Origin of the sequence: Bacillus sp. FSL R9-9410, from assembly GCF_038050385.1 — a bacterium.
GTDB lineage: Bacteria > Bacillota > Bacilli > Bacillales > Bacillaceae_G > Bacillus_A > Bacillus_A cereus_U.
On record NZ_JBBOTV010000001.1, the window covers coordinates 1,517,336 to 1,543,527 of the forward strand.

Here is a 26,192-nt window from a genome sequence, read left to right on the forward strand (position 1 = left end):
TAACTGGATTTTTGTTTGTGAAAAAACATAATAATTTACTAGATTTTGTATTTTGTGTAAGATGATAAAGAATATTCAATTAATAATTAAAGGAAGAGATGTAAATGAAGCTGCCGCTATTACAAGTAGAGACAGAGAGACTCATTATCCGTCCATATCAAAAAGAGGATTATGAAAGTTGGTTAGATGGATTAAATAAGAGGTTACCATCTCAATATAAATACGATGATGGCTATCATGATATGTCGTCTTCAACAAAAGTATGGTTCACGGAATGGATAAGAGGATTTGATGAGGCGGCACGACGGGATGAAATGTACGTTCTAGGTATTTTTCAGAAAGAAGATGGCGCCAATATTGGAAAGCTAGAACTTATAAAAATTTTACGTATGGACTATCAATGGGCAATGATGGGCTACTCTATTCATAATCAACATTGGAAAAATGGATACGGAGTAGAAAGTGTAAAAGCTGCGCTGCCATTATTTTTTAACAGCCTCCAATTTCATAGAATTGAATTACATATACATATTGATAATGAGCCATCCGTTCGTTTGGCAGAAAGAGCTGGTTTTTCATTTGAATGTATGAGAGAGGCGTTTTCTATGGGGAATGGTAAGTGGGCAGATTTTCTTATTTATTATAAAAATAAGGAGATGGATATATGAGAGTCATGATTACAGGTGGAAATCGTGGATTAGGGTTACAGTTAGTGAAAGTATTTCATGAAAATGGACATCTTGTTTATCCGCTAGTTAGAAGTGAGGAAGCGATAGAACAATTAAAACAGATGTTTACTTCTAGGTGTTTTCCTATATTAGCAGACTTGTCAGATGATGAGAGTATTGGGTGTATTAAGAAGCGAGTTGAGGCGTATACAGAGTATATTGATCTAGTTATAAATAACGCTGGAATTACTGGAAAGGAAACTGAGGTTTTACGTACCAATTCAGAAGAGTTAACGGAACTATTTAATATTCATTGTTTAGGTGTAATTCGAGCAATAAAAGGCGCGTATTCGGCTTTAACTAAATCAAATCAGCCGAGAATTATAAACGTATCATCTCGTTTAGGCTCTTTACATAAAATGGCCGAAAAAGAATTTCCACAAGGGCAGTTCTCATATTCATACCGGATCGCAAAAGCTGCACAAAATATGTTAACGCTCTGTTTACAACAAGAGTTTGAAGATAAAGGAATTCGTGTAACTGCCATTCATCCAGGAAAACTAAAGACTGATATTGGTGCTTTTGATGCGAATATGACTCCTGCTGAAGGAGCACAAAATATATACGATTGGGTAATAGATTCGAATGAGGATGTGTCAGGGAAGTTCATTGAGCCGGGTGTAGGGGAGATAAAGTGGTGATATACGATCTTACAATTATTCAAAATCTATCGGAAGCATAACATTGTATGTAATGAAAAATCTAGAAAATGATAATTTACAAATTGATATTGCGGGAACAGCAGCACATGTAAAATAGTTTAAAGATTCGATATAAAAGAATGAAGCCCAGCACATAGCTGGGACTTCTCTCTATCTGTTCAACACTTCAATATACGAAGCATCTCCAGCTGTTCTAATAGTAGAGCGGAAATTATTGTGTTCTAAAGTTTCAGCAACTTGTTTTAATTGCTGTGCATCATCATGATGAATGAGTAAACTATCTGCGCCACTTTCTTCTATATGAATATGCTCAACATTTCCAATCGCTTCATGTATAGCTTTTAAAAATTCAGGTTTCATATTGTCCTCCTATATGTATGTAACGTCGTTACATAGTATTTCCTTATTTTTAAAATATAAAAGTAGAAGAAAGGATAAATGAAAATGAATATAACGCAGTTTAAAGAACATATTGCATCACTTTTTGAAGAGCACCTTAATAAATACGGTGATGACGAGTATGGTTTCACTCACATTAGTAAAGAGGAATTTCACAAAATAGGTTATACGACAAATTTGACGCTAGAAACAATTGAAGAAGCATATCAAAATGAGGTTGATATGCTTCTTACACATCATGCGCCGTGGAGTTTTTTATTTGGTATGGAAGAGGCAGTCTTAATAAAATAAAAATCAATCTTTGTTATATTAAGATTTTAGGAGGTTTTTCTTTATATTTGTCAAATAATAGTAAAGGTGTCTTTTGAATTGAGGGAATCTTCGGAATTAAGGGTGGGAGAAATGGATATTTCAATAATCGCTGAACAACTAGTTAATGAGAAGGTTATTTCACATTATCCGAAAAGTATTAAAGTGTTGAACGGAGGAACAACAAGTGCAGTATATTTGTTGGACGGAAAATATGTTGTAAAGTTGAATAAATCGGAAGTGGTACGTGAAGAAGCTGATTTTCTTTCTTTTTATGATGGGAATACTTTATTTTCAACACTTTTGTTTAAGGATCCTTTAAACAGATATATTGTGTATTCCTTTCTTGTAGGGACTACCTCGTGCGAACTTGGGTATAAGAGGAGCGCACTTTGTACACTTGTAAAAGAAGTAATTAATACGTATGAAATAGTTCCAGAGGTAGATAGATGGGGATGGAAAGATAGTCCGGTTCAATCTTGGGCAGAATTTTTATTAACAAATGTAATAAAAGTTCGTGAAAAATTGAGGCAGTACATAAGTGATGAAGAACATCAGCTTGTTCTTACACTTGTAAATAGTCCAAAAAGAAGTACTGGAATGGATAGACCGTTTTTAATACATGGTGATCTTGGATTCCATAACTTTATATTTCGGGATAATAAGTTATATGGTGTGATAGATCCTTTACCAGTGTTAGGGGATCCTCTATATGATTTAATTTATGCGTGCTGTTCAACTCCGGAAGATTTAACAAAAGAAGCAATTTGTTATGCGATGAAACAATGTGTATTTCATAAAAAAGAACGAGATTTATATGAAGAAATAGTCATAGGCTTATATTTACGTATAGATACGTGTATAAGACACCACCCAAAAGATTTAGAAGATTACTTAGTAGTTTGGCGTTATTGGATGAATGAGATTATGTTCGATAGCGAAAATAAGACGACATTATAGCACTTATATTTTGGGGGAGATATAGAAATGAACATTTCAGAAGCAAAAAGAGATTTAGCACAAAAAACGAAGAAGGGATTTCCTGTTATAATAGCTGGTCTTTTATTTTGGATTGTAGCGAGCATAACTGGTGTTATTCTTCCAGAAAAGCAAGTTGTGTGGGTATATTTAATTGGTATGGGCTGTGTGTTTCCTTTCGGCTTAATGATAGCTGCTATATTAAAAATTGATATGTTTGCGAAAGGAAATCCGCTAGGGACTTTAGCTGGAGTAATTGGTGGGATAAATGTATTGAATATTCCGTTTGTATTACTTGCATATTTTCAATTTCCGGAGTGGTTACCTTTTGTAGTAGCGATGTTAATAGGTGTTCATTTTTTACCATATGTATGGATTTATGAAAGTAAAAGTTATGGTTTTTTATCAGTAGGAACTGTATTAGTAACGTCAGTATGTGGGATTCTTTTTGCGGAAAAAGGATTTATTGTAATTCCTATGGCGGTTACAGTTGTCTACTTTATTACTCTTATAAGCGTATCACTTGAAAATAAAAAAGCAGAAAACGATCAACAAATATCAGCTTAATAAAAAATTAAAGGGATAGGGGAATAACTATGAATAATTTCGTTTGTACAACGTGTGGAGTACAGTATGCAGCGAGTGTGGAAGAACCAGTAAGTTGTGTTATTTGTGATGAGGAGAGACAATATGTTAATCCGAAAGGGCAGTCTTGGACGAGTTTAGAAAACTTGCAAACGAGTGATACATATAAAAATGAAATTATAGAAGAAGAAAATGGGCTTTATAGTATTACGACAAAACCAGAATTTGCGATCGGTCAAACGGCATTTGTAGTAAAAACAGAGTCATATCGTTTGTTATGGGATTGTATTACTTATTTAGATGACACGACAATTGAGAAGGTAAAAGAGTGGGGCGGATTAGATGCGATTGCACTATCCCATCCGCATTATTATTCAACGCAAGTAGAATGGGCAGAAACATTCGATGTACCAATTTATATACATGAAGACGATAAAGAGTGGATGATGCGTCCAAGTAGTCGTATTATTTATTGGTCTGGTGAGTCTTTACAATTAGCGGATGGGATTACTATACATCGTCTCGGAGGGCATTTTAGTGGCGGTTCTGTATTACATTGGAAAGAAGGTAATGATGGGAAAGGTATTTTATTAACAGGTGATATTATTCAAGTTGTAGCAGACCAACAGTGGGTGAGTTTCATGTATAGTTATCCGAACTTAATTCCACTACCAGCAAGGAAAGTGGAAGAAATGGCGAATCGAGTGAAGCCGTTACATTTTAATCGTCTATATAACGCCTTTCACCGAGTAGTAAAAGAAAATGCAAATGAGGCAGTTGAACGTTCTGCGGAAAGATATGTGAAAGCGATAGAAGGAAAGTTGTTTCATACGTAAAGGAGTGTAGAGTAATGAAAACGTTAGTATGCTTTGGTGATAGTATTACAGCTGATGAAACGTTTTTTGGTGGAACGCCGAGGTTAACACCACGTTTGCAAGAGATGTTTCCGACTTGGAAAGTGGTTAATGCGGGTGTTCCGGGTGATAATACGTTCGATGCGTTAAATAGGATTGAAGATGATGTATTATCACATAAACCAGACTTTGTAACAGTTTTTCTTGGTACGAATGATTCAGTGTTATTTGATCCAGTGCCATTACAATCTTACAAAGAAAATTTAGAGGGAATTGTAAGTGCGATTTCACCAGAAAAAGTATTGCTTATTAGCCCAGCACCAGTTGATGAAGAAAGACAACATCATAGAACAAATGAAATACTCGGCCAATATGCAGCAGTGGCAGAGGAAGTAGCAAGAAAAACAGGGAGTCATTTTCTAAACTTATATGCTGAGATGATTCAGGAAGAAAATTATAAAGTATTCGTAGAAGGTGAAGAGAAAGATGGATTGCATTTTGGTCCAGAAGGCTATGAGTATTTAGCGAAGTTAATTTGTGAAAAGTTAAAAGGGATTTTGTAAGAAGCAAAGCGTGGGCGCTTTGCTTTTTTATATTCCTGTACCAAATGTTTAGTACCTATAGCACTTTAAAGAACATACATTTTTGAAGTGTTAAATATAATTCATAATAGCAACAGTAAGAAGAAAACAAGCTTTACGGTACTATAGAGTATGGGAATTCCAAAAAATGACAATGTAATATGAAACGATTAGGGAGGTTAAAGATATGAGTACTTCAAATTTGAGTGAAATAAGTAAACAAATTTTAATAGAGGAGGAAACACTTCAATTTTCCTCTTTTACAAATGAAGATGCCTTGCAATTAGGTTTATTTATCGTTGAAACGGCAAAGCGAGAGGGAAAGTTGATTGCTGTTGATATAACCAAAAATGGTGTGCAATTATTTCATTTCAAGATGACAGGGACAACTGAGGAAAATACGAAATGGATTGAGCGTAAAAAACGGGTCGTTTCACTGCATAATCATAGCTCGTATTACATGCAGATAGAAAGTGAAATAAGCGGAGTTCCATATCATGAAAAATACCGTTTAGATGGCTCGGAATATGCTGCGTTTGGTGGATGCTTTCCTATCCAAATAAAAAACGTAGGGGTTATTGGGATGATAACCGTCTCAGGATTACCACCAGAAGTAGATCATGAATTGGTTATAAGAGCAGTTAAAAATCATTTAAATCAATAATAGAAGTAATTTTAAAGGTTAAATAAAAAGGCAAAAATGAACATATGCCTGTTCGTTTTTGCCTTTTTATTATTTCTTTTTCGGCCTACGTACTAACTCTCCGCCGCAATTTGGGCAAACATTTTGTCTTTCCTCTGTACATGGTGCACAAAATGTACATTCATATACGCATATGTATGCTTCAGAATCAGGCTGAAGGGAATGGTCGCAAATTTGACAGTTTGTTTTCATTTCTAATGCCATCGTAATCCTCCTCGTTATTTGAAAGTTCTTAATTTAATTATAATTAATATTGTAGTGGGTGTCCTTTTTAAATGAAAAGAAATAGATAGATTATGTTGTTGTTTGAAATGAAATAGTTCCATTTGTTTTAAAATTGATTATTTAGTGCAGTTAGAATATTATGAAATAGTCAAAAGACAACAGGGGGTATATATTTTGACTAATCATAACGATTATTTTCATGTAGAAGAGGATGTAAATTACAATAGTTTAAAAGCAGACTGTGAAAAATGTTTTGGATTATGTTGTGTAGCATTACCGTTCGCAGCATCAATAGATTTTGCGGTGAATAAAGATGGTGGTAAACCTTGTACAAATTTACAATCAGATTATAAATGTAGTATACATAGAGATCTTAGAGGAAAAGGGTATAAAGGTTGTACAGTATTTGAATGTTTCGGCGCTGGACAAAAGATTTCTCAAGTTACGTTTAAAGGAATTGATTGGCGGAAAGATGCCGAGCATGCGAGAGAAATGTATGATGCTTTTCCAGTTATGCATCAGCTTCATGAAATGCTTTGGTATTTGAATGAGGCTATTCTATTAAAGGCGACGCAGACAATTCATAAAGAGCTGAAGGAAGCAATTGAAGAGACTGAGCGTCTTTCTAATTTAAGTCCAGATGAGTTAATGGAAGTAAATGTGCCATTACACCGTGCAGAAGTGAATATTCTTCTTTTAGAAACGAGTGAATTAGTTTGGAAAGAAATGAATGATGCACGTAAGAAACGAATTAGTCACCGAGGTGCAGACCTTATGGGAGCTAACCTTAAAAAGAAAGATTTACAAGGAGCGAATTTAAGGGGAGCTTATCTTATTGCGGCAAATTTACGAGATGCTAATTTAAGAGGAGCAGACCTTATAGGTGCTGATTTGCGGGATGCAGACATTCGTGGAGCAGACTTTACAAATAGTATTTTTCTCACGCAAGTTCAAATAAACGCGGCGAAAGGGGACAAGCATACGAAATTACCGAAAATGTTGTCTCGTCCAGCACATTGGACTGCGTAAAGAGTATGGAGTGAAATAGTTTGGGGATTTTTCAGTATTTAGAGGAAATGCAGGAAGACGTATTTTCGTTATCAGTATCTCAAATAGAATCGAAGTATTATGATGTTTGTAGCACGTTAGCATCAAGTGAGCATGCGGAGCGCATTAAATTGATTCCATTAGATTCATACAAGGAAAGTATGAGAATAGGTTTGAAAGAAGCGTTAGAAATTGCTGAAAGTGAAGAAGCAAAGGCGATTTATTTTGAGTATGATCTTGATAATGAGTGGGATAGTCAGTTCTACATTTGTGACAATTACATGTTTCTTGAAGAAGATGATGAGGATTGGGCCAGTGATTGGACGGATGAAATAGAAGGACCGTCTTTAGGAGAGTTAGCTGATATTTATGGTGAAAATGGCTTTGATTTAGATAAAAAGGCTATAGGTATTACTTTATATTTAATCGCAAGAACAGTGTGTAGTTTTATAAGTGCATGTAGTGGAGTACAAAGTAGTATACCAATTTGTATAGGATTCCATGATCAAGACCCAATTATGCGAACAGGCAGAGACTAAGTCTCTGCCTGTTTTTTTATACTATTTTTGCTTTTCAAAAGTAGTAATTAGAACACTGCATATAATAAGGATACCGCCAATGAAAAAGTTACTGCTTAACGTTTCATTTAATAGGAGCCAGCCCAGTAGCGAACCGACGATAGGTTGGAAGAAGAAAAATAATGAACCGATGCTAGCATCCATTAATTCTAAACCTTTATTCCAAAGAAAAAATGCACCTGCGGTTGAGACGATTCCTAAATAGAGTACGCCTAATAATACGTACATGTTTATATGTTCAATAGGACTTGATTGGAATTCCCATACCATGCACGGTGTAATGAAAAAGAGTGAGAAGAATATTGCGTAAGTTGTAATAATTAAAGATGAAAATCGAGCTGAAGCGATTTTTACATAAATGGATAGTAAAGCCCAAGTAATAGCGGCTCCAACTAAAATGATTGTACCGATAAAATAGGAGCCGATTTCAATATCCCATCCGATAACGATAATGACACCGATTGTCGCTATTATAGTTGATAAAAGTCTATGAGCAGTTAGTCTCTCTTTTAAAATGAGCGCTGCAAATATAACCATAAATGCAGGTGTAGCTGATGTCACTAAGGAGCCTGTATGAGCATCGGATAATTTCGTTCCGATAAATTGACATGTAATCGAAATGAAATAACCGATGAATCCAATCCAAGCGAATAATAGCCAATCTTTTTTGTGTATGGTTACTTTTTTCTTTTGCTTTTTTTCAGTTGTTTTCAAAATCACATATAAAACAACAAAAGCGATAATAAAGCGTAGCCAAACGAGTGTAAGTGGCGGGATAAAGTCGAGTACGTATTTACTAACGACGTACATACCGCCCCAAATACTTGCTGCTAGTGATAAACATATAGCTCCTAAAATGGTTTGTTTCATTTGAAGTACCTCCGTCTATTTTTAGGGTTATGATTTATTCCCTAAGACGAGGCATAGTGCATTTGTCCCGCATTAACGGGCAGTAAGACCCCTACCTCAAAGTTCAGCGAAAGCAAAGAAGTTAGGCGGGGGATCAACTGCCCGTATATGCCCGATTGGTTCAACTAATAATCAGTGGGGAATAAAGCCCCCCACTGATTAAAGTTTCACTTTATTATATGAATGCCCGTCTTAGTTTATAGACGGCCTATAGGTTGATCGTTTTCGAATGAAGTGTTGTAGTACATGAGTGCATTCCTCCTTCATAATTTTATAATGATATTATAACTTAATTTTCAGTTTATTGGGATGGTTATTGTACGGAGTTGATTCTTTAGAAAATGGTGGTTGTCTAAGAAAGCATAGTATATGGTAGAAAAACATATTTTTAAAATAAAAGAAACCAATTACATAACTGATAAGTATATTAAGAGTAGGATGAAAAAGTAGATTAATAGAGAAAGAGGAGGAGATTTACATCACTACAACCGTTATCTCTCATTTTTATAATGAAGAGTATTTATTACCATGGTGGCTTATGCATCATACGAGACTATTTGATCATGGCATATTAATTAATAAAGGTTCTACAGATCGCTCCGTTGAAATTTGTAAAAAACTTGCACCGCATTGGGAAGTACGAGATTCTGCACATCCAGAATTTGATGCACTAGCGACAGATCGAGAAGTAATGGCAGTTGAACAAGAAATAGAAGGATGGAAAATGGTTTTGAATACGACGGAGTTTCTATGTGTACAAGATAAAGAGCAGTTTTGGAAATCGTTACAAAACATTGGAGGGAGGATGTACTGGATAGAAGGGCTTATCATGGTTGAAGATTTAAACTATAATTACCCGAAACTACGATATGGAGTTTCATTAATGAAACAGCGATTTCATGGCTATTTACCGGAAGAATGGCAGATGTGGAGAAGAGGGAGGTTCATTCATAATCATGATCATGGCAATTACACTGTTGGAAGACATTTAACTATGCATGAATCTATGAATTATCCACCTCTTGCATGTATCGTATGGTGCGGATTTAGTCCTTGGAACGATGCGATGAGAAAGAGAAAATTGCAAATTGGTCCGACTCTTTCTGAAGGTAGTATACATGCAGGGATGGGGACACATCATATCATTACACCTGAAGGATTAGAAGCGTGGTATAGAGCATTAGCGGGAGGTACAAAGGATTTACGCTTTAGTACGGCATATCGTTATGCTTTTTTATAAATGATTCCCACCATAAAATTGTTTCTTCAATTCCAGTGTGTAGATCGTATTTTGGTTTCCAGTTTACTTCAGTTTTTAAACGTTCCACATTAACACCTACAAATAAAGGTTCATCTGTAGAAAAAGGGATAGCACCTAGTTTAATTAAATTTTCTTTTCCTATTTTTTTAGCAATGATAGAAGCTAGTTCTTTAATTTGCACAGATTGACCAGAAGCTATATTTATTGTGCCTGTAACGTTACAGCATAATAATGTTACAAGAGCGTCAGCGACGTCACCCACATGGAGGAAATCTCTTGATTGTTTTCCATGTGTACATAGTGCTTCCTCGTTTTTTAATAAGGAAGTGATAATGTTAGAAACGAGTCGATTGCCACGTTCGTGAGGGCCATACATATGAAAAATTCGTCCCCAACATACGCTGAGGCTGGTTTGCCCAGCGTATGATTGTAGCCAGGAGTGCAGTGCGTTTTTACATAATGAATACGGGGTTTTATAGGAAAGAAGCGGTGAACCTTCAAATAATACACCGTTAAACCACTCATACTCTGCACCTGTACCTGCAACAACGACCCGCTTTCCACCACATGTTGTGAAGTGTTGAATCAATGAGATGCTAGACTGAAGCCAATAGTAATTATTAATAGATATATAACATGCTGGCGGCACTGCTTCCCAAGCTAAATGAATGAGATGACTAGGCTTCATGTCGTAAATGAGTTTTTTTACTTCTTCATCGCAAAGTAAGTTTACTTTATGCCAATGGCAGGAAAGGTGAGAAGGTTTATTTTTATTGTAGGTGGCGTGCACTTCATAGCCCTTTTGTATAAGGGAATGTAAAATATATTTACCGATCCATCCACTACCACCTGTTACAAGGATCTTCTTCATGGCTCAATCACCTCAACTTCCGGAATCGTCACTAAAAATTTCCCACCCCATTCACGAATGAAAGAGCATTCTTTCATAATTTCATCTTTCAAATTCCAAGGAAGTATGAGAATGTAATCAGGTTTTGTACGTTTAATTTCTTCTGGAGATTTTATTGGAATACGGGTTCCTGGTAGAAGGAGGTTTTGTTTGTGAGGGTTTTTATCTACTGTATAAGCTAGAAATTCTTTTCCTATCCCGCAATAATTTAAAAGGGTGTTTCCTTTAGCCGGAGCACCGTAACCGATAATTTGTTTGTTTAAAGCTTTTGCTTCAATCAAAAACTTTAAAATATTTATTTTCAATTGTTCTACGCGTTTAGAAAAAAGGAGATAGCAATCTAATGTGTCTAGCCCGTGATCCACTTCTTTTTTTATTAAATTTGTAACATTGGAATGGATAGTTGATTGGGCGCTTAGATGATTTATAAAAATACGCAATGAACCACCGTGCGTTGAAAGTTCTTCCACATCGACAATTTGTAAATGATGATGAGCTAAAATTTTTTGAAGACTTATAAGTGAGAAGTAAGAGAAGTGCTCATGATAGATTGTGTCAAACTGTTTAAAAGATATGAGGTTTAATAGGTGAGGGAATTCAATTGTTATCGTGCCATCTCGTTTTAATAATGTTTTTAAACCGGCGACAAAATCATGTAAGTTTGGAACATGTGCTAAAACGTTATTTGCGATGATTAAATCCGCTTGTGGAAGCTCTTTTGCTAAGTCGTTTCTGAAAAAGTTTACATTCGTAGGAATTCCTTTTTGGATAGCGATTTCCGCTACGTTTTTTGCTGGCTCAATTCCTAACGTATTGATATTTTTTTTTTGAAAGTATTGCAATAAATACCCATCGTTACTTGCGATTTCAATTACCTGCGAATGTTTCGTTAAATGGAATCGCTCAATTGCCATTTCTACGTATTGTTTGGCATGCTGTAGCCAACTTGAGGAGTAAGAACTGAAGTATAAATAGTCGTGAAAAATATTGTGAGGAGATTCAAATTCATCTAACTGTACAAGTAAACAAGAGTTACAAACAAATGTGTGCAGCGGATAAAAAGGTTCCATTTTATATGATTTTTCTGGAGCTACAAATGAGTTAGCGAGAGGGGAAACGCCTAAATCTAAAAAAGTATCCTTTAGCAATGAGTCGCAAAAACGGCATGTTTTTTGTTCCATTTTATAGCCCCTTTATAAATTTTTGAATGCATCGATTTGTTCTCTTGTGAAGGATTCTATGTTTTCGCCTGCTGCATATTTTTTGTACCATTCAACAGTCCAAGAAATAGAGTTTTCTGTGGATAGCTTAGGAGTCCAACCGAGTTTACTTATAGCCTTTGTACTATCGAGTGTTAAAATAGGTGATTCATAAGGAGTATTTGTAGTGGGAGAAAGGATTGTTAGTGGTTTATTCCATAATTTTATTACAGATTGGATGACATAATGAACGCTTCTGTTAGGTTCATTAATTGGTCCGAAATTCCATCCTTCTGCATACTCCGTGTGATGCCAAAGTTTCTCAGCTAGAAGGATATAACCATGTAAAGGATCTAATACGTGTTGCCACGGTCGGATAGCATTTTTGTTTCGAATACTTAAAGGACGTTCTTGTAAATATGCACGAATGATATCTGGGAATAAGCGATTTTCTGCCCAATCACCACCACCGATGACATTGCCTGCTCTTACTGAGGCGAGTGAAAGGGTGTTCGTGTGAAAAAAAGATTTTTGATATGATGTTGCAACTAATTCAGCGCAAGCTTTACTAGCACTGTATGGATCATAGCCCCCTAAACGGTCGGATTCTACAAATGCTCGATTACCGCTCCCATCATTCGCATAACATTTATCACTCGTAACATTAATAATGAGACGTACGCTTTCGACGTACTTTGCTGCTTCTAGTACGTGAACAGTGCCTAAGACGTTTGTTTTAAATGTATCAATAGGATCTTTGTATGAAGTGGTGACGATTGGTTGAGCTGCTAAATGAAATATCATATCAGGTTTGTGCTGTTTTATGGCATGGAATAAAGAATCGTAATCTGTAATGTCTCCTTCAATTGTAATGCACTCTTTTGCTGCGTTACATTGTTCAAAAAGGTTAGGAGTTGAGGGAGCGTGAGAAGAGTAGCCGATTACTTCTGCGCCTAAAGAAGTTAAAAAAAGGGTGAGCCATGAGCCTTTAAAGCCAGTATGTCCTGTAATAAATACTTTTTTCTTATTCCAAAAAGATAATGAAGTCATATTACCAGACCTTCCATGGAGCGTTATTATTTTCCCATAACTCGACTAATTTATTCTTATCGCGCAATGTATCCATCGGATGCCAAAAACCAGTATGTTGAAATGCTACCAGTTCATTTTTGTTTACTAACTGAACTAAGGTTTCTGTTTCAAAAACAGACTTATCTCCACTAATGTAATTGAAAATATCAGGGTTTAAAACAAAAAATCCACCGTTAACCCATCCACCATCACCTAGTGGTTTTTCTTGAAAGGATGTGACAGATTGTTTATCTAAAACGAGAGAACCAAATCTACCAGGAGGTTGTACGGCTGTAACAGTGGCCGTTTTTCCGTGTTTTTTATGAAATGTAATAAGATCTTTTATATTTACATTACTTAATCCATCGCCGTAAGTGAGGCAAAAAGGTTCGTCCCCAACATAATTTTGCATCTTTTTAACTCGTCCACCCGTTTCGGTATTTAGACCAGTATCGATTAATGTAACTTTCCATGGTTCTATACGATGAGAATGGCTAGTAATTGTATTGTCGCTTAAATGTATCGTGAAATCGGACATGTGTAAGTTGTAATTTAGAAAAAACTCTTTAATTGCATATCCTTTATAGCCTAAGCAAATAATAAACTCAGTAATCCCGTAATGACTATACAAACTCATAATGTGCCATAGAATAGGCTTTGTTCCAATTTCAATCATAGGTTTTGGTTTTAAATGTGTTTCTTCCCCAATTCTTGTCCCGTATCCACCAGCAAGAATAACAGCTTTCATTTTTTCCTCCTAAAATAAAAATTTATAATATATACAGTATTCATATTTTATGCAAATGAGATTGTTTTTGATTAAGTGGATGAAATGGTGTGAGGTGATGACAATGCAAAAAACATTAAGGTTTAAACTTTGGAAATAATTCTTGATATTCAGGATTATTACGGAGGTCTTGAGTTACGTTACTAAGCTCTAAAAAACGTGTTTCCAGTTCTTCAGGAGATTGACCGTAATGTGTTTGGAGTCCCATTTGAACACCTATTTTTGAAAGGGTAGGTGTAATTTGTAATTTTCTTGCCTTTGACTGTTCATTCCAAGGGCTAAAATAAAATTTTAAAATAAATGAAGGATAGTCATAAACTATATTCCCGTGCCGCGAATAATGTCTACCAGGTAAATATGCACCATCTAGATGTTTGTGAATAAATCTCCAGGCACATCCGAGTTTTGGGTTATAAGGGAAGACACCGTGGTATCGTTGTTCTACTAATGGGATAGAGTATCTTGGCTTTGAATAATTGTACTTATGGCTATCTATCATTAAAATCATTCTAATCGCATACATATTTTGTCCTAGTGCATGAAGAGATGAGAAAAAATCTTCTGTATTATTACAACAAAAGAATTCAGTAGTATTTAAAACGATTTTCCAACCTGAAATTTCTCTTTCAATTCCCATCACTTCAATATCAGTATTTGTTGGATCAAACTCAAGAAATCTGGAATCTCGCACTTCCCAGTGGGGTGCGAATAATTTACAAATCTCTACGGAACGATCAGTAGAACCTCTATTAATTAATATGCCGTGATCAAATATTTTTGTATGATGCATAAGCCACCATGGAAGTAGGTATTCTTCATTATAAAAATGAGAAATGATAGTTTTTTTAATATTAATCTCCTCCTATACAAGCAATCGTTATTAGTAAGGTATGCTGTTAAATAAGAAAGGTTGAAAGGAAAAAGCTGTATAGTTATAGATTAATTGTTTTTATTAATAAAGGATGAAATTTAGAAATTTGTATAATTTGTGAATGATAACCATCACGTTTGACTGTACAGTTTATGTATTGTATGATAATAGTAATATAAACAAGGGGGGAAGATCGTTGGGAAGGTGTATCGAATCGGACAGTTGGCTCTCATGGCTCACGTGTCGAAACGAACGATTGATTATTATACGAATCTAGGAATCTTAAAAGCGGAGCGATCTCAATCTAATTATCGCTATTACGACGAAACAGCATTTGAGACATTACAATTTATTGAGAAGTGCAAAGAAATGCATATGCCGCTTTGTGAGATTAAAGAGAGAATCGAGGAGAAGAAAAAGCTGCTCGGTATCAATGAACACGTTTCGAAACAAGTGAATGAAGTGACAGACCATATTCATAGATTAGAAGCAGAGCTAACGGAGTTAAAGCCTCTTTTAGATGAATTGACTGATTCACAACGTGAAAAAATATCGAAATCTTTATCAGGTCAAACGACAGCTTTAATACAGACACTTATTCTATTATTATAGAATAAGTGAAATCCGACCTCTTTAATTTTTGTATCGGGCTATGTTTTCTAACGAACAAATAAGAAAACATTATAGTATACAGGAGGTGGACACCTTAGTTTTTTAACTAAGGGGATTCATTGGAAATATTTAATTTAGTCATGGTTGCGATTTTAATCGCATTTACTGGATTTTTCGTAGCAGCAGAGTTTGCGATTGTTAAGATACGTTCAAGTCGCATTGATCAGCTTGTTGCGGAAGGGAAACGCGGTGCGTTAGCAGCGAAAAAGGTAACAACAAATTTAGATGAATATTTATCTGCTTGTCAATTAGGTATTACAGTTACAGCGATGGGATTAGGTTGGTTAGGTGAACCGACAATCGAAAAGTTATTACACCCGTTATTTGAGAAATGGAACGTAAATCCTTCTATCTCATCAGTATTAACTTTTGGTCTTGCTTTTATGCTAATGACATATTTACACGTTGTAGTAGGGGAATTAGCTCCGAAAACGCTGGCAATTCAAAAGGCTGAAAAAGTAACGTTGTTATTGGCAACTCCGTTAATGATGTTCTATAAAATCATGTATCCATTTATTTGGGTATTGAACGGTTCAGCTCGTGTTATAACTGGTTTATTCGGTTTGAAACCAGCTTCTGAACATGAAGTAGCTCATACAGAAGAAGAATTACGTCTTATTCTTTCAGATAGCTATGAAAGTGGCGAAATTAATCAAGCTGAATACAAGTATGTAAATAATATCTTTGAATTTGATAATCGCATCGCGAAAGAGATAATGGTACCGCGTACAGAAATCGTTGGTTTCTATCTTGAAGATTCAGTAGAAGAACACATGAAAGTAATCCAAAATGAACGATACACACGTTATCCGATTTTTGGAGAAGATAAAGATGATATTATCGGTATGGTCAACGTAAAAGATTTCTTTATTCGATATATGAACAACGATCAAGAAGATTTATCATCGATTCGCACGTATATGCGTCCGATTATTGAAGTTATGGAAACGACTCCAATTCATGATTTATTACTGCAAATGCAGAAGAAGCGAATTCCAATGGCTGTTTTATATGATGAGTACGGAGGAACAGCTGGAATTGTAACGCTTGAAGATATATTGGAGGAAATCGTCGGCGAAATTCGTGATGAATATGATGAAGATGAAGCACCGCCAATTCAACATGTGAACGAGTATCATAAAATTGTTGATGGGAAAGTGCTTATCACAGAAGTAAAAGATTTGTTTGGATTACACATTGAAGAAGACGATGTGGATACAATCGGTGGATGGATTATGATGCAAAATCATGAAATCGAAGAAGGACAATACGTTGAAGCAGAAGGCTATGAATTTAAAGTATTAGAAAAAGATGCTTATCAAATTAAACGTGTTGAAATTCAAAAAATGGATCATGAACAAGAACAAGAGAAAGCAGCAACTGTGTAAGTTGCTGCTTTTCTTCTGACACATAATAAAATGTGAAATTAGGAGCGGATATTTTGATTCAAGTAGCCTTACGTGTATATCGATTACAATTGTATACGATCTTTAGTGGTTTACTACTAATGTGGGCGGTTACTCCGTTTGGGAAACAAGTGACAGGGTTCGGTATCGGTTTAGCAGTTAGCGCATATTGTCTTTGGCTATTAGCTCGCAGAGTGGAGAAATTAGGAAGAAGTATCGTGATGAAAGAAAAGGCTCCTGGATTAGGAGTTCTAAACCGATTTGCAGCCGCAATATTAGGGGCTATCATTATGTTTGAAATTGAGCATGAAATGGAAATGTGGGCATTCGGTACTGGAATATTGGGTGGACACTTTTTAATGATTGCGAATTTAGCCTATGCAAATATGCAGCTAGTAAAAGAAGAAGAGAAGCAAAAGGAAAATGCTTCGAAAAACATAGAGCTCTGATGAAAGGGACCTAATCAGGTTCCTTTTTTGCGTTTAAAAATAAATGATATAATACGAATGATTTACTGGTACTTATCGAATTTATGCCAAACATAATACGCTTATTTTTGGGGCATTTCAATAGTATGAAAAAAAATTAAAAAAAATTAAAAAACCCATCGATTTCTAAAGCTTATGTATGTTATCATGACAAAAGAATTTGCGAAAGAGGTGGATACCAATGTTACAAGCTTTACTTATTTTTGTGCTTCAAATTATTTACGTTCCAACTTTAACAATCCGTACGATTTTGCTTGTAAAGAATCAAACAAGATCCGCTGCAGGTGTAGGATTGTTAGAAGGAGCAATTTATATTGTCAGTTTAGGTATTGTGTTTCAAGATTTATCAAATTGGATGAACATTGTTGCCTATGTCATCGGCTTTAGTGCGGGACTATTATTAGGCGGTTATATAGAAAATAAATTAGCAATTGGATATATTACGTATCAAGTTAGTTTGCTAGACCGTTGTAATGAATTAGTAAATGAATTACGCCATTTTGGATTTGGTGTTACAGTATTTGAAGGTGAAGGAATAAATTCTATACGTTATCGCTTAGATATCGTTGCAAAGCGTTCTAGAGAAAAAGAACTGTTAGAAATTATTAATGAAATTGCACCGAAAGCGTTTATGTCTTCTTATGAAATCCGTTCGTTTAAAGGTGGATATTTAACGAAGGCGATGAAAAAGAGAGCATTGTTGAAGAAGAAGAAAGATGAACATGCATCGTAAAAAAAAGGGAGTAGTGCAGCTTTAAAAGCACGGCATAATCCCCATAGAAAAAAGAGAGGAATCTATATTGAAAAAGATTCCTCTCTTTTTTCTGCGTTATTTTTTTCTGCTTTTTCTCAGATTAACAATTAACCATACAACTTGAATAATTAGTGGTAATATAAATGCAATTAATAAAACGATAAATGCTATTAATTTCAGCTCAGGTGTTTGAGTAACACCAGCACCATCAACATCAACCTCTCTTAGCCAAATGATAGCTGCCAATATCCCAAAAATGGTAATCCAAAATATGTTACCAATCCACCAAAAAATCCATCGTCTCTTCATATTAGCACCTCTTATATTTACCCTCTGTTAAAAGTATATTTTCGGTTGTTATATTTAAATGAAATAACTATAAAACTACTTTTTTTCAACTGTATATCTAACTTGTTTAAAGGTTGCCATGTCTCCATCTTCGTTATCATCTTTCGTTTGCAAAAGTTGAACTCTTGGCTTGTAGTCTGTCCTATGAGCGTGCTCGATATCTTTAATGTTAAGTTTGTAGGATTCACCATTATTTATTTTTTGTTCCAATACTTTTTTATTGGCAACATAAATAAAAGTTACTTTATTTTCATCAATACCTTCAGTCTTAATTTCTAATTCATTATCTTTTGTTGTAATCGTTGGTGTTAATAATTCAATACTGCCGCTTCCGGTTTCTAAAGAATTTTCTACTATAGTTGAACATCCGGATAAAATGATTCCGATGAATAGAAGAACAATTAATTTCTTTTTCATAACATCCCCCAATTTCAAGTGATTTTTGATTTTGGTATTGCTAGACTGCTAGTGTGGAACGTAAATGTTTAGCTAGCACTTTTTTATTGTACCATAATATGTAAATTAAAATAGGTTATATATCCAATTTAAGGGAGATTGAAAAGTTTACTTATTGTTGAGAATCAGTATTTTTACAGTAGGTATTTATTTTCTTTACAAAGCGGTGTTGATAAAATCATTACGAATTGGATATCCAAATATATGATGAAATGTAGACAGGAGAAAGAGCTTAATACGAAGCAATCTTATTTTTATAGAAATTACAATTTTTACATATTAAAATGATGATAGGGAATAGATGAATTCATTCACTTCGGAGGTAGTTACTTGAACATTAACGAGAAGGCAATTGAAATGTTTGAACAAAATGAATATGAGGAAGCAATGGAACTGTTTCAACAAGCAGTACATGAATCTAGAGGTGTACAATCTCTCAATAATCTTGCTTGGATGTACTTTTATGAGGAAGAGAATGATGGTAAAGCTCTTGAATTAATAAAAGAAGCTGTTAAGTTGAATCCTTCCTCATACTTTCCTTATAACATCTTAGGGGAAATTTACATGAAACAAGAAAAGTGGGAAGAAGCGAAAGATGCATTACAAAAATCTATTTCGATTCAACCATCCGATGAAGCATATCACAATGTAGCTGTAGCTCATTATAATCTTGGAGAGTTGGAAAAAGCTTCGGAATTTTTCTTGCGAGTTGCAGGGGATTCAGACATTATAATGTATAACTATGTAAAGTGTTTAATTGATTTAGGGCGAAAAACAGAAGCGAAAGAGAAGTTGGATGCTTTTAACAGGAAATCTGATGATTTTGTCGGAGAAATTAATGTAGCAGGTTTATATGTTGAGTTGAATTGCTATAAAGAAGCAATTGAATGGTTCGAAAAGGGATACAAAGAATACTGGAAAAGTCCCAATTGGATTGGTAGATTTGTTTATGCTCTATATAAAGCTAATAATTTCTCCCGTATAAATGAAGTTATACGGGAATCTATTGAAGCGAAGACAGCAGAAATAGAAGATGTTCAGAATGAAGAAGTAGAAGAAAATTGGACAGAAAACGATAAGAAAGAGTTAATTGAGGAATATATAGAAGAGAACAATTGTTATAAAAAAATGATAGAACGTATCGAATCTGGATATGTTCCAGGGTTAGAATTTGAAACTGATTATATAGGGGCTTGCTATTTATTTGGTTGTAAAAGACATAATCATCTTGAATATGAAAAATAAAAAGATTCGACTGTCAAATATGATGGTCGAATTTTTTATTGCAGATCGCTTTTTGATTCCGAATAATGATTGTAAAGTAATGCACTTCAACTAATTGGGCTATAGGTGCAGTTAGTTTGTTGAAATTTGTGGGGAAGGAGGAAGAGCGTGCAGAACGATTGCGAAAGTGAAAAATTACCGGGCGAAGAGAAAAGGGAGATCAGGTTATAATGTGTAATTTATATTAGGGGAAGAAAATTGGATGGGGGAATGTAGAATATGAAAGGTACACAAATGTTAGCTTTAAATCAAAAGTGTTGGGATACAGTTGCACCATATTTCTTTCAAGTAGATTGTTTACCGAAATATGGTCCTTATACAGCGTCTGAAGATGAGATTCATTTGTTTGATTCAATCAGAAATAAAAAGGTTCTTGATATTGGATGTGGAAGCGGGCATTCGTTGCAATATATGGCAGAACATGGGGCAGAGGAAGTATGGGGTCTTGATCTTTCAAGTGAACAAATTAAAACAGCGAACGAAACGTTAAAGAGTTGGAATCCAAAGTTAATATGCGGAGCAATGGAAGAAGAAGGAGATATTCCGAAAGGGTATTTTGATATTGTATATTCCATCTATGCATTAGGATGGACTTCAGATTTAGGAAAAACGTTGGAACTGATTTATTCATATGTAAAGCCAGGAGGAAGTTTTATTTTTAGCTGGGAGCACCCAGTATATTCGAATTTACAGTATGGTACAGAAGAAATTGCTTTAAAGTCTTCTTATCATGAGGAAACTCCTATTACGTTTGAAACATTTAAAGGAGAAAATGTACAAGCGACATTATATAAGAGAAAAATAAGTATATACATAAATGAGTTAAATAGAGTGGGATTTACAATTGAGAGAATAGAAGAGCCTGAACCGTCTCGTGTATTTGATGAAGAAGTAGCTACACCTTCTACGAAATATTATTCTTTATATAAAGCTAGAATGGTGCCAACTACTTTTATTATTAAGGCGAGGAAATAACTTGCTAAAAATAAAGAAGCCTATCATTTTGAACAAATGAAATGATAGGCTTCTTTATTTTTAAAAAAATGAGGTCAAAGATGTAATTTTCATATGAAAATGCATTTCATATAAAAAGTGTAATTATTTTGGGGAAGGGGGATTGTTGTGCGTCATCATAGAAAGTGCAAAAAATTCGGAGTGGCACTGCCTCTTCCGCTTGTGGGAGCAATTGGACCAGCTGGTAACAGTGGTCCTCCAGGCATCACCGGTCCTAGAGGAGCAACGGGTCCACAAGGTCCTCAAGGGATACAAGGAATACAAGGTCCGCGAGGGACAACAGGAGCACAAGGAATACAAGGTGCCGTTGGTGATACTGGAGCGCAAGGGGTTACTGGTCCAATTGGTTTACAAGGTTCTCAAGGATTAATTGGAAACCAAGGTCCAATTGGTGATATTGGAGTACAAGGACTAGAAGGGATACAAGGAGAAATAGGTGAGCGGGGACAAACGGGAGCACAAGGAATGCAAGGTGAGATGGGTGAAACTGGCATCTCTGGTGTAACGGGTCCACAAGGTTCCCAAGGAGCGAAAGGAATACAGGGAGAGGAAGGAGCTACGGGTATACAGGGAGAAGAAGGCCCGCAAGGAATACAAGGAATTACTGGAGGGCAAGGATCGCAAGGTGATCAAGGGGTACAAGGTGTCATTGGTCCAATTGGTTCTACTGGAATACAAGGATCACAAGGCATAAGTGGAATAAAGGGGATAACAGGTGTGATAGGCCCACAAGGTCCACAAGGTTCTCAAGGAATACAAGGAATAAGCGGATCAATAGGTTTTCAAGGGGTAAAAGGAGTACGAGGGATAACAGGAGCAACAGGGAGTATTGGTACACAAGGCCTAGAAGGACCACCGGGTGGTCCGATGGGCACTACTGGTCCAATTGGTCCAATTGGTCCATCTAGTGGAGTGACTGGTCCATCTGGCCCACCCGGTCCACCTGGGGGACCAACAGGTCCAACGGGTGAAACTGGTGCACGGGGTGTAACAGGTGTGACTGGTGCAATAGGTATACAAGGAATACAAGGGATAACTGGTCCGAGTGGTCCTCAAGGTGTAATAGGTCCTCGAGGTTCCCAAGGTGTAGTTGGAGCAGTTGGAGTACAAGGTGCACAAGGTCCACAAGGTCCACAAGGTAACCAAGGAATAACAGGAGCAACCGGTGTAGAAGGTCCCATAGGTATACAAGGTCCGCAGGGAGAAATCGGTCCAACTGGTGCAGAAGGTCCTAAAGGAATGCAAGGTATACAAGGAGTAACTGGTCCAACAGGAGCACAAGGTATGCAAGGATTACAAGGCATAACTGGTTCCATTGGTACAACAGGAGTAGCTGGAGTACAAGGTCCACAAGGAATACGAGGAGAAACAGGAGAAGCTGGAGCACAAGGTATACAAGGTCTACAAGGAATACGAGGGGAAACAGGAGCAGCTGGAGTACAAGGTCTTCAAGGAGTGCAAGGAATACAAGGGGAAAATGGATTGACTGGCCCACAAGGTGCTCAAGGTATACAAGGAGTTCAAGGAATAACAGGTCCAACAGGAGCGATTGGTTTGCAAGGGTCTCAAGGAATACAAGGTATAGTAGGCCCAACAGGAGCGCAAGGCTCTCAAGGTATGCAAGGAATACAAGGAGTAACAGGTCCAACAGGTGCACAAGGAATTAGAGGTCCCCAAGGGAATTTAGGAGAAAACGGGATAACAGGTCCACAAGGAGTGCAAGGTGCGCAAGGTAGTCAAGGACCCGAAGGACCACAAGGAAATGTTGGGATTACGGGTGTAACTGGAGAAATAGGAGCGACAGGAGCAACAGGGGCGACCGGAGTACAAGGGATACAAGGCGTTCAAGGGATTATGGGGATACAAGGAAGTACAGGAAGTATAGGACCTACCGGAGCAACCGGAGTAACTGGAATACAAGGTGCTCAAGGTATTCAAGGTCTGCAAGGCCCAACTGGAGTAAGTGGAATGACAGGGGTTAGTGGTAGTCAAGGGCCAGCCGGAGCGCAAGGTAGTCAAGGGCCGATTGGAGCTGTGGGACCTACCGGAGCCACTGGTAGTATAGGGTCTATAGGTTTCTTAGGAATAGTAGGTGCAACAGGAGCGACTGGTTTACCTAGCGGGGGCGGTTATTTCTTTTCTACTGCAACGACTGCAATTGCAGCGAATACGCTAATACCAATCAATTCTGGATCTACAATTTTTGGTTCTGGTGTAAGTTTAACAAATGCAACAACTGTAACGTTAAGTACGCCGGGAATATATTTAATAAGTTATTATTTTCAGGGAGATCCAACCGCTGGAAATGAAACGATTTCGGTAAGGCTTACATTAAACGGAACGCAAGTTGCAGGGAGTTTTATTTTTTATGTTACAGCAGGTTTTATATTAGAACCAGCGATTTCGAATACGATGATAATTGAAGTTACTTCTCCAAATTCCACTTTGTCATTACAAAATGGTCCATTAGGTGTTGGTCATGTAACAACATTATCTGGTGTGATAACAGCTAGTTTAAATATATTAAAAATAGTTTGATGCGTTATAAACGGGAGGAGATGCTTGTGAAACATCAAGATAAGTGTAGTAAGTTTCAAGCACCTATTCCTTTTCCGCCGTCAGGTATTACGGGGCCAACTGGACCAACCGGTCCGACTGGTCCTTTAGGTGGACCGACTGGACCGCAAGGAATACAAGGAGTACAAGGGCCAATTGGTCCAACGGGTCCGACAGGAATTCAAGGAGTGCAAGGGGTGCAGGGAGAAATCGGTCCAATAGGCCCAACAGGTTTAACTGGGCCACGAGGTTCTCAAGGGAGTCAAGGACTGATGGGGGAACAAGGTCCACAGGGAATTCAAGGTGTTCAAGGTATACAAGGAGAAAGGGGGCCAGCCGGTCCAACCGGAATCCAAGGAATCCAAGGAATACCTGGTCCAATGGGAGAAACAGGTCTAACAGGAATACAAGGCATTCAAGGTATGCAAGGTGAAATTGGTCCAACGGGTCCAACAGGAATACAAGGTATACAAGGAGTGCAAGGTGAATTAGGTCCGACTGGTCCAACAGGAAATACTGGTATACAAGGTATGCAAGGGGATTTAGGGAGTAGTGGTTTACAAGGTGTAACAGGTATACAAGGCATTCAGGGTCCGATTGGTCCAACAGGTCCAACAGGCTCTCAAGGAATTCAAGGGGAACAAGGGCCAATGGGACCAACAGGAGCAACTGGCGTTCAAGGTTTACAAGGGCCACAAGGTGAGATGGGTCTAACTGGTCCAACAGGTTCTCAGGGGATACAAGGAGTGCAAGGTGTAATAGGACCAACAGGAGTAACGGGCTTGCAAGGGGATCCAGGTCCAACAGGCTCAACAGGCTCAACTGGGGGAATCGGCCCAACTGGATCTGCAACTGGTCCAACAGGAGCAACCGGTCCAACCGGTCCGCCAGGAGGCCCAACCGGCCCAAGTGGTCCAGCAGGATCTCCAGGAGGTCCAACTGGTCCGACGGGAGCAACTGGGGCAACCGGAGTGACAGGAGCAACTGGGACGACTGGAATCCAAGGCGTACAAGGAGTGATTGGCCCAACCGGAGTAACAGGTTTAACAGGTTTGCAAGGAGTACAGGGACCAATGGGGGCAACCGGTCCAACGGGTGACCAAGGGATTCAAGGTCCACAAGGAGTAATGGGAGTAACCGGTCCAACGGGTTTACAGGGTTTACAAGGAGTACAAGGACCGATAGGAGCAACTGGCTCAACTGGTCCTCAAGGAGTGCAAGGGGCACAGGGGCAAATAGGTCCAACTGGTCCTCAAGGAATACAAGGAATACAAGGTGAGCAAGGAGTAAGAGGAGCAACCGGTCCAACAGGTTTACAGGGTCTACAAGGAATGCAAGGTCAGATTGGTCCAACTGGTCCTCAAGGAGTGCAAGGAGTACAAGGGCCAAGTGGTATAACGGGTCCAACCGGTCCTCAAGGAATACAAGGAATCCAGGGGCCACAAGGAGGTATAGGTCCAACAGGTGCGACTGGAATTCAAGGAGTGCAAGGTCTAGAGGGTCCAACGGGTCCAACCGGTGCAACCGGCCCTCAAGGAATCCAGGGAACACAGGGTATTCAAGGTCCAACCGGTCCACAGGGAATACAAGGTCTACAAGGAATTCAAGGTCCAATTGGTCCAACTGGATTGACTGGTCCCCAAGGGATACAAGGAATAACCGGTTCAACTGGCCCAACCGGTCCAACCGGAGCAACTGGACCGACGGGAGTAACGGGTCCACAAGGTCCACAAGGAATCCAAGGTCCACAAGGGATAACGGGGCAGGCAGGAGCAACTGGATCGACGGGAGTAACAGGTCCACAAGGTCCACAAGGAATTCAAGGTCCACAAGGTGCCACGGGAGCAACCGGAGCAACAGGTTCTCAAGGAATTCAAGGAGTGCAAGGTCCACAAGGAGTGACCGGATCGACTGGCTCAACAGGTGCGACTGGACCGACAGGGATACAAGGAATAAGAGGAGTAACCGGTGCAACCGGTTCAACCGGAGTAACGGGTCCAACAGGTGCGACTGGCCTAACCGGCTCAACCGGAGCAACTGGATCATCTGCTATATCAACAGGTGGTGGGTATTTCTTTTCTACATCAACAAGTACAATTGCAGCAAATGCCAACATTCCAATTAATTCAGGATCCACTGTATATGGAACTGGTGTATCTTTAACTAGTGCTACAACTGTCACGGTATCCACACCAGGAATATATTTAGTAAGCTACTATTTCCAAGGGGACGCGAATGGTGGGAATGAGACTGTATCTGTTAGGTTACTATTAAATGGAACACAAATAACAGGGAGTTTTATACAAAACGTAACGACATCAACTGTAGTAATCGAACCAGCTATTTCAAATACACTTCTTGTGAATGTAGCGAGTGCAAATTCAACGTTAATATTACAAAATGGTCCATTAGGTGTTGGGCATGTGACCACTATTGCAGGAACAATTACGGCAAGTTTAAATGTGGTGAGGATATTATAAAAAGTATAGGGAATATAAAAAACACAAGGAATGTCTTTACAGACACACCTTGTGTTTTTTAATATTAAATAAACATT

At 37.5% G+C, this 26,192-nt stretch carries 28 protein-coding genes and 2 pseudogenes; 20 read left to right on the forward strand and 10 right to left on the reverse strand.

What is annotated here, in order from left to right:
- Positions 1-104: 104 nt before the first annotated feature.
- Positions 105-668, forward strand: a complete 564-nt coding sequence (locus MKX77_RS08010) for a GNAT family N-acetyltransferase (RefSeq protein WP_341306249.1) — start codon at positions 105-107, stop codon at positions 666-668.
- A complete protein-coding gene (locus MKX77_RS08015; RefSeq protein ID WP_341306250.1) occupies positions 665-1,369 on the forward strand; it encodes an SDR family NAD(P)-dependent oxidoreductase in 705 nt (234 codons plus the stop codon). Before MKX77_RS08010 ends, MKX77_RS08015 begins: the two co-directional genes overlap by 4 nt.
- Positions 1,370-1,540: 171 nt before the next feature.
- On the opposite strand, the gene MKX77_RS08020 is transcribed toward MKX77_RS08015, so the two are convergent.
- Complete coding sequence (locus MKX77_RS08020; RefSeq protein ID WP_002066340.1) at positions 1,541-1,750, reverse strand: hypothetical protein; 210 nt, start codon at positions 1,748-1,750, stop codon at positions 1,541-1,543.
- Between the two features lie 84 nt (positions 1,751-1,834).
- Between MKX77_RS08020 and MKX77_RS08025 the strand changes: the two are divergent.
- The 6 genes and pseudogenes from MKX77_RS08025 to MKX77_RS08050 all read left to right on the forward strand — a co-directional run.
- Positions 1,835-2,077, forward strand: a pseudogene (locus tag MKX77_RS08025) (Nif3-like dinuclear metal center hexameric protein); the annotation flags it as partial.
- A 114-nt stretch (positions 2,078-2,191) separates the two neighbouring features.
- Complete coding sequence (locus MKX77_RS08030; protein WP_341306251.1) at positions 2,192-3,058, forward strand: aminoglycoside phosphotransferase family protein; 867 nt, start codon at positions 2,192-2,194, stop codon at positions 3,056-3,058.
- 27 nt (positions 3,059-3,085) lie between these two features.
- A complete protein-coding gene (locus MKX77_RS08035) occupies positions 3,086-3,643 on the forward strand; it encodes a DUF7010 family protein (protein WP_341306252.1) in 558 nt (185 codons plus the stop codon).
- A gap of 29 nt (positions 3,644-3,672) precedes the next feature.
- On the forward strand, positions 3,673-4,497 hold the full coding sequence (locus MKX77_RS08040) for a hypothetical protein (protein ID WP_341306253.1): 825 nt from the start codon (positions 3,673-3,675) through the stop codon (positions 4,495-4,497).
- Positions 4,498-4,511: 14 nt separating this feature from the next.
- Positions 4,512-5,078, forward strand: a complete 567-nt coding sequence (locus tag MKX77_RS08045; protein WP_341306254.1) for an SGNH/GDSL hydrolase family protein — start codon at positions 4,512-4,514, stop codon at positions 5,076-5,078.
- A gap of 205 nt (positions 5,079-5,283) precedes the next feature.
- Entirely contained in the window at positions 5,284-5,760 is a 477-nt protein-coding gene (locus MKX77_RS08050) for a heme-degrading domain-containing protein (RefSeq protein WP_341306255.1), read from the forward strand.
- Between the two features lie 69 nt (positions 5,761-5,829).
- Here the strand turns inward: MKX77_RS08050 and MKX77_RS08055 are convergent, their stop codons facing one another.
- Entirely contained in the window at positions 5,830-6,003 is a 174-nt protein-coding gene (locus MKX77_RS08055) for a DUF1272 domain-containing protein (protein WP_001162783.1), read from the reverse strand.
- A 195-nt stretch (positions 6,004-6,198) separates the two neighbouring features.
- Here MKX77_RS08055 and MKX77_RS08060 point away from each other — a divergent pair, with 195 nt between their 5' ends.
- Together MKX77_RS08060 and MKX77_RS08065 are read left to right on the forward strand one after the other, a co-directional pair.
- Positions 6,199-7,053: a pentapeptide repeat-containing protein gene (locus MKX77_RS08060; protein WP_341306256.1), complete on the forward strand. Its 855-nt coding sequence runs from the start codon at positions 6,199-6,201 to the stop codon at positions 7,051-7,053.
- 20 nt (positions 7,054-7,073) lie between these two features.
- A complete protein-coding gene (locus MKX77_RS08065) occupies positions 7,074-7,610 on the forward strand; it encodes a hypothetical protein (RefSeq protein WP_341306257.1) in 537 nt (178 codons plus the stop codon).
- 21 nt (positions 7,611-7,631) lie between these two features.
- On the opposite strand, the gene MKX77_RS08070 is transcribed toward MKX77_RS08065, so the two are convergent.
- Complete coding sequence (locus tag MKX77_RS08070; RefSeq protein WP_341306258.1) at positions 7,632-8,519, reverse strand: DMT family transporter; 888 nt, start codon at positions 8,517-8,519, stop codon at positions 7,632-7,634.
- 493 nt (positions 8,520-9,012) lie between these two features.
- On the opposite strand from MKX77_RS08070, the gene MKX77_RS08075 reads away from it, so the two are divergent.
- A complete protein-coding gene (locus MKX77_RS08075) occupies positions 9,013-9,798 on the forward strand; it encodes a glycosyltransferase family 2 protein (RefSeq protein ID WP_341307941.1) in 786 nt (261 codons plus the stop codon).
- On the opposite strand, the gene MKX77_RS08080 is transcribed toward MKX77_RS08075, so the two are convergent.
- The 5 genes from MKX77_RS08080 to MKX77_RS08100 all read right to left on the reverse strand — a co-directional run bounded on the left by MKX77_RS08080 (position 9,767) and on the right by MKX77_RS08100 (position 14,636).
- Positions 9,767-10,690 (reverse strand): NAD-dependent epimerase/dehydratase family protein, encoded by a 924-nt coding sequence (locus tag MKX77_RS08080; RefSeq protein ID WP_341306259.1) that lies wholly within the window; start codon positions 10,688-10,690, stop codon positions 9,767-9,769. The genes MKX77_RS08075 and MKX77_RS08080 overlap by 32 nt on opposite strands.
- Positions 10,687-11,910 carry a class I SAM-dependent methyltransferase gene (locus MKX77_RS08085; RefSeq protein ID WP_341306260.1) on the reverse strand — a complete coding sequence of 408 codons (1,224 nt, stop codon included), beginning with the start codon at positions 11,908-11,910 and terminating at the stop codon, positions 10,687-10,689. Before MKX77_RS08085 ends, MKX77_RS08080 begins: the two co-directional genes overlap by 4 nt.
- A gap of 12 nt (positions 11,911-11,922) precedes the next feature.
- Positions 11,923-12,978: a CDP-glucose 4,6-dehydratase gene (gene rfbG, locus MKX77_RS08090; protein ID WP_341306261.1), complete on the reverse strand. Its 1,056-nt coding sequence runs from the start codon at positions 12,976-12,978 to the stop codon at positions 11,923-11,925.
- Between the two features lies 1 nt (position 12,979).
- Positions 12,980-13,747 carry a glucose-1-phosphate cytidylyltransferase gene (gene rfbF / locus MKX77_RS08095; RefSeq protein ID WP_341306262.1) on the reverse strand — a complete coding sequence of 256 codons (768 nt, stop codon included), beginning with the start codon at positions 13,745-13,747 and terminating at the stop codon, positions 12,980-12,982.
- Positions 13,748-13,862: 115 nt separating this feature from the next.
- Positions 13,863-14,636: a glycosyltransferase family 2 protein gene (locus MKX77_RS08100; RefSeq protein ID WP_341307942.1), complete on the reverse strand. Its 774-nt coding sequence runs from the start codon at positions 14,634-14,636 to the stop codon at positions 13,863-13,865.
- Positions 14,637-14,861: 225 nt separating this feature from the next.
- Here MKX77_RS08100 and MKX77_RS08105 point away from each other — a divergent pair, with 225 nt between their 5' ends.
- The 4 genes from MKX77_RS08105 to MKX77_RS08120 all read left to right on the forward strand — a co-directional run bounded on the left by MKX77_RS08105 (position 14,862) and on the right by MKX77_RS08120 (position 17,956).
- Positions 14,862-15,269: a MerR family transcriptional regulator gene (locus MKX77_RS08105; RefSeq protein ID WP_033710905.1), complete on the forward strand. Its 408-nt coding sequence runs from the start codon at positions 14,862-14,864 to the stop codon at positions 15,267-15,269.
- A 119-nt stretch (positions 15,270-15,388) separates the two neighbouring features.
- Positions 15,389-16,717 (forward strand): hemolysin family protein, encoded by a 1,329-nt coding sequence (locus MKX77_RS08110; RefSeq protein ID WP_002084377.1) that lies wholly within the window; start codon positions 15,389-15,391, stop codon positions 16,715-16,717.
- Positions 16,718-16,770: 53 nt separating this feature from the next.
- Complete coding sequence (locus MKX77_RS08115; protein ID WP_002084378.1) at positions 16,771-17,184, forward strand: ATP synthase subunit I; 414 nt, start codon at positions 16,771-16,773, stop codon at positions 17,182-17,184.
- Positions 17,185-17,404: 220 nt separating this feature from the next.
- Positions 17,405-17,956: a DUF2179 domain-containing protein gene (locus tag MKX77_RS08120; protein WP_002014015.1), complete on the forward strand. Its 552-nt coding sequence runs from the start codon at positions 17,405-17,407 to the stop codon at positions 17,954-17,956.
- A 96-nt stretch (positions 17,957-18,052) separates the two neighbouring features.
- Here the strand turns inward: MKX77_RS08120 and MKX77_RS08125 are convergent, their stop codons facing one another.
- Together MKX77_RS08125 and MKX77_RS08130 are read right to left on the reverse strand one after the other, a co-directional pair.
- Positions 18,053-18,286, reverse strand: a complete 234-nt coding sequence (locus MKX77_RS08125; protein WP_341306263.1) for a DUF3923 family protein — start codon at positions 18,284-18,286, stop codon at positions 18,053-18,055.
- A gap of 75 nt (positions 18,287-18,361) precedes the next feature.
- Positions 18,362-18,742, reverse strand: coding sequence for a hypothetical protein (locus MKX77_RS08130; RefSeq protein WP_002084382.1), 381 nt, complete (start codon positions 18,740-18,742; stop codon positions 18,362-18,364).
- Between the two features lie 369 nt (positions 18,743-19,111).
- Here MKX77_RS08130 and MKX77_RS08135 point away from each other — a divergent pair, with 369 nt between their 5' ends.
- From MKX77_RS08135 to MKX77_RS08155, 5 genes and pseudogenes are all read left to right on the forward strand, one after another.
- A complete protein-coding gene (locus MKX77_RS08135; RefSeq protein ID WP_088099371.1) occupies positions 19,112-20,026 on the forward strand; it encodes a tetratricopeptide repeat protein in 915 nt (304 codons plus the stop codon).
- 133 nt (positions 20,027-20,159) lie between these two features.
- Positions 20,160-20,243 (forward strand): annotated as a pseudogene (locus MKX77_RS08140) (CGNR zinc finger domain-containing protein); the annotation flags it as partial.
- A 41-nt stretch (positions 20,244-20,284) separates the two neighbouring features.
- On the forward strand, positions 20,285-21,040 hold the full coding sequence (locus MKX77_RS08145) for a class I SAM-dependent methyltransferase (protein WP_341306264.1): 756 nt from the start codon (positions 20,285-20,287) through the stop codon (positions 21,038-21,040).
- A gap of 147 nt (positions 21,041-21,187) precedes the next feature.
- Entirely contained in the window at positions 21,188-23,617 is a 2,430-nt protein-coding gene (locus MKX77_RS08150) for a collagen-like protein (RefSeq protein WP_341306265.1), read from the forward strand.
- Positions 23,618-23,637: 20 nt separating this feature from the next.
- Positions 23,638-26,115, forward strand: coding sequence for a BC_3345 family exosporium-associated protein (locus MKX77_RS08155; RefSeq protein ID WP_341306266.1), 2,478 nt, complete (start codon positions 23,638-23,640; stop codon positions 26,113-26,115).
- Positions 26,116-26,192 lie beyond the last annotated feature (77 nt).